Here is a 4,026-nt window from a genome sequence, read left to right as displayed (position 1 = left end):
AACGGTTCTGCCTGGCGCCAAAAATCATCGGACATCTCTTGAAAGGCCATGGCATCCTCGATACGCGTGATTGTCGTACCTAAGATACTATCTTATTTGGCATTTTAATTATTAAGCATTTTCTGTTCCGGATATCCTCTAAGCCAATCGCGGGCCTGGTCCCGCTCGGAGGGCTCGGCCGGTGTGGCGTTGCCGATCCTGTCAGCGATTCCCCGGACATCGTCATGACCGGGCTCGATCGCAAGGCCCGAAGTCGAACCCACCGTCGCCTTGGGCACGACGCCCGTGTCTTCCACGACGACGGACGCCAAGCCAGACTCAGGAACGGTCGTAACCAAAGGCGTGGCTGGCGGCACCACTCCCGAGAACAGCAGCTCAGGGCTCGCCAGGCACAGGAAACTCAGCTCAACGGGCTGCTCGCGGGCGAGCAGTGCCGGAGCCAGACGCCAGGTGCGCGCAGCCGGCACGCCCTCACCCAACGGTCGTGCCCGCGCCAGATGACGCTCGATCAGGATGTCCGCCAGCGTATCCGGATCGCGTGGAATTCCCGGGATGCGTTCACCGGAAAGCCGCTGGACGATGGCCTCAGCGCAGGCGGGCCAGACCAGGTGAACCCGATTGGGCGGAAAGATCCACACCCGTGCCCCGGGCGTGTTGACCGTCCAGGTCCCGTCGCGCAGCAGGGAGCGCATGGTGTCGATCAGATAGCGCTCGATCGGCACCCCGAGCGAGAGCGCGTCCGGGTCGAGGCGGTTCTCGCGCAGGTCCTGGGCGACGCTGACCCGATCGGCCTCGCGCATCAGCTCACCGAGCAACGCCTGGTCGTCCATCCCGGCCAGCACTCGGCCCAGGGTGAGCCAGACCAGCGGATCGGGATCCATCAGCCAGTGGCGCACCGGCCGGGTCAGGAGCTGCGGGAGCACAGCGGCGGTGAAGAGTTCATGGCTGTGATGGACGCGCTGGGTGGTCCAGCGCAGGAAGTAGCGGTCGATGCCGTGCGAACCGGCCCACTCTGCCAGCGGCTCGTCGAGCGGTTGCCATCGGTACGACCCATTTCGGTCGACCACCGAGAGATCGGCGACCGGCTTGCCCACATCGTGCAGCAGTCCGGCGATGCAGGCGGCCAGGTGCCAGCGTGGCTCGAGGATCCGTCGCTCCTCGGGCAAGCGGTCGAGGGCGAAGAGACGTCCGCGACTGGCGCGGGCGGCCTGGAAGGCGACCTCGAGCCCATGCCGGAAGAGACCCCCGGCGCCGCGATGGTGATGGGTTTCGGACGCGGGCAGCAAATGGACGAAGGCGGCGTAGCGCTCGATCAGAGGGAGGACCAGGGTGCTGTAGTCCTGATCGCTGAAGGCCAGGGCATCCTGAAGGCTGGCGATGAGAGTGCGCTGGGTCGCGAGGATCTGGGCTGTGCTGGCGACAGGCAAGCCTTTGAGGAAGGGCGGATAGCGCGGGATCTCCGGCGCGGGGTCAAGATCGGCGGGCGCTGCGGAAGCAGCAGGGCCGATTGACGGCGACTCGACGTCGGCCGTGCGAAAGGCGGCCCAGGCGGCTCGGTAGCGGGTCATGAGGCTAGGCATCGTCGTGCGCGCATCCGCCGTGGAGGCTTGGCAGAAACGCCTATCCAAGCATGCTCCGGGGTCACCGGCGACGAAGAACGGTGAATGCGGTCTTTACCGTTGTTCCAGAAGAACCCTGACCCGCTCGGTTTACCGTTTCGGCCGGCACCAGGCCACGCAGCAGAGTAGGCTCATCCGTTTCGCACTCGTGGGTCTGATGGCATGGTCAACCGCATTCGATTTCTGCTTTCCCTTGCCTGCGTCATGCTCAGCGGCTGCGCCACGCCGCCGGAGCCGACGCCGGCGCAGACCACCCCGGCGCGACTGCCCTTCCCTGCCTATGTGCCTTATCGTCCGCCCGAATCCTTGGGTGGCGCCATTTGGCGTGGCGGGCACACCGAGCATGCCCTCGATCCCGATGGACAATGGTGCGGGATGACCCTCGACGGGCGGGCGCGGTGCGGGCGGCAGCGGATCCGCGACCAATGACGCCTCCGGACGGAAGCGCACCCGTCGCTGCGTCTGCACCGGCCTCTACCCAGACATTCTCGGGGCGGCCCCCAAGTGTCGCCACGGCTTCTGGACCCCGCTAGACTTGGGCCAACCCTTTGAGGCGGCGTGTGCTGTCTGCCGGAGGCCCGATGAACGCGCCAACCTATCTGATCAACCGCCGCACCCATCTGACCTGGACGACCGTCTCTCCACCATCGGAGAGCGAGGCCGGCGTCGATCTGCCGTTGCTCGGCTGGGTCAGTGCGGGCCAGCCGATCGATGCCGCCTTGGAGCATGAGACCATCCAGGTTCCACTCCCGATGGCACGCAAGGCCAGCTTTGCGCTGCGGGTGCGCGGGCAGTCCATGGTCGAGGATCAGATCGAGGATGGCGACATTATCGTGGTAGAGCGCCGTCAGACGGCTGAGAACGGCGACACGGTGGTGGCTCTCATCCATGGCGAGCAGGTCACGCTCAAGCGCTTCTATGCCGGGGCAGACCGGATTCGGCTCCAGCCCGCCAACCCCGAGGTCGCACCGCTCGCGCTCAACGCTGGCGAGATTCAGATCCTTGGCGTGGTCACCGGGCTGGTGCGGATGGGCGGATGAGCAGAACGATCAAGCCGCAGAGCCGCGACGGAGCGGCGTGCAGTGACGGCACCCTGCCCGACCCACTATCATGCCGCTCATCTCCACTGCCGCGAATCCTGCCATGTCTTCCTTGAACGGCGTCCTGCTGGACCTGGCCACCATCGACCAAGGTGACCTCGACCTGTCCTCCCTGGATCGGGTCTGCGGGCACTGGCAGCGCCATGCCTACACGGAGCCCGCCGAGACGCTGGCGCGCCTCCGCCAAACCCAGATCGCGGTGACCAACAAGGTGGTGCTGGACCGCCAAACCCTGGCCGCCGCCAGCGAGCTGCGCCTGGTCTGCATCGCCGCCACCGGCACCAACAACGTCGATCTGGCGGCGGCGCGTGAACGGGGCATCGCCGTGGCCAATGTGGTGCGCTATGCCACCCCGGCGGTGGTGCAGCACGTCTTCGCCCTGATCCTCGCCCTCACCACGCGCCTGCCAGAGTACCAACGCGCGGTCTCCTCGGGGGCCTGGCAGCGCCATGACCGCTTCTGCCTGATGGACTATCCGATTCGCGAGCTCGCCGGGCGCACCCTGGGCATCGTCGGCTTTGGCGAGCTGGGCCAGGCGGTCGCTCGGGTGGCCGAGGCCTTCGGCCTGCAGGTGCTGATCGCCCAGCGCCCCGGCGGCCCGCCGCGTGAGGGCCGGCTACCGCTGGAGGAGTTGCTGCCGCAGATCGATGTGCTGACCCTGCACTGTCCCCTCACGGACACCACCCGCGGCCTCATCGGTGCCCACGAGCTGGGCCTGATGCGCCGCGACGCCCTGTTCATCAACACCGCCCGTGGCGGTATCGTCGATGAGCAGGCGCTGGCCGAGGCCCTGCGCCGCGGCACCCTCGGCGGTGCCGGGATCGACGTGCTGAGCGCCGAGCCACCGCGCGGGGGCAATCCGCTCCTGGCGCCGGACATCCCCAACCTGATCGTCACCCCGCATATCGCCTGGGCCAGCCGCGAGGCGCGCCAGCGCGTGGTGGAGGAGATCGCGGCCAACATTGATGCCTTCCTGGCCGGGAAGGACCGCAACCGCGTCGCCTGAGCGGCATCAGGCGGGGAACACATCGCCGAAATTTGCCACGACTTGATAATGGGAGCTGCCGTGGGGAGGAGTGGTCGCTCGTCAACGCTGATCGCCAGCCGCCCAGCGCGATGATCAACCGCGATAAAGCGCGGCCGCCTTCCGCGCCTGAGACGCTGTACAAGAAGCAACCAACTGATTTTGATGGCCTGCTTCTTGACGTTTTCTAGCCTTGAAGACCATATTAAACCCCACCTAGGCCGGAATGCGTAATTTCTCCTCCTCTGGATCGAGTGTCGTTCTCGTCCACAGGCGGTCGGCG

The 4,026-nt window shown here is 66.6% G+C and carries 4 protein-coding genes; 3 read left to right on the top strand and 1 reads right to left on the bottom strand.

Features of this window, described 5'->3' with window-relative positions:
- Positions 1–104: 104 nt before the first annotated feature.
- Entirely contained in the window at positions 105–1,568 is a 1,464-nt protein-coding gene (mobH, locus tag G3480_RS25305; protein WP_240906066.1) for a MobH family relaxase, read from the bottom strand.
- A 213-nt stretch (positions 1,569–1,781) separates the two neighbouring features.
- On the opposite strand from mobH, the gene G3480_RS25300 reads away from it, so the two are divergent.
- From G3480_RS25300 to G3480_RS25290, 3 genes are all read left to right on the top strand, one after another.
- Entirely contained in the window at positions 1,782–2,048 is a 267-nt protein-coding gene (locus tag G3480_RS25300; RefSeq protein WP_164656986.1) for a hypothetical protein, read from the top strand.
- Positions 2,049–2,200: 152 nt separating this feature from the next.
- Positions 2,201–2,659 carry a LexA family protein gene (locus G3480_RS25295; RefSeq protein ID WP_164656985.1) on the top strand — a complete coding sequence of 153 codons (459 nt, stop codon included), beginning with the start codon at positions 2,201–2,203 and terminating at the stop codon, positions 2,657–2,659.
- A 103-nt stretch (positions 2,660–2,762) separates the two neighbouring features.
- Positions 2,763–3,725, top strand: a complete 963-nt coding sequence (locus tag G3480_RS25290) for a 2-hydroxyacid dehydrogenase (RefSeq protein ID WP_164656987.1) — start codon at positions 2,763–2,765, stop codon at positions 3,723–3,725.
- Positions 3,726–4,026: the final 301 nt, after the last annotated feature.

The sequence above is a fragment of the Thiorhodococcus mannitoliphagus genome (genome assembly GCF_010915725.1).
GTDB lineage: Bacteria > Pseudomonadota > Gammaproteobacteria > Chromatiales > Chromatiaceae > Thiorhodococcus > Thiorhodococcus mannitoliphagus.
The sequence above is the reverse complement of the archived record's forward strand: the minus strand, read 5'-3'. Positions and strand labels throughout refer to the sequence as shown.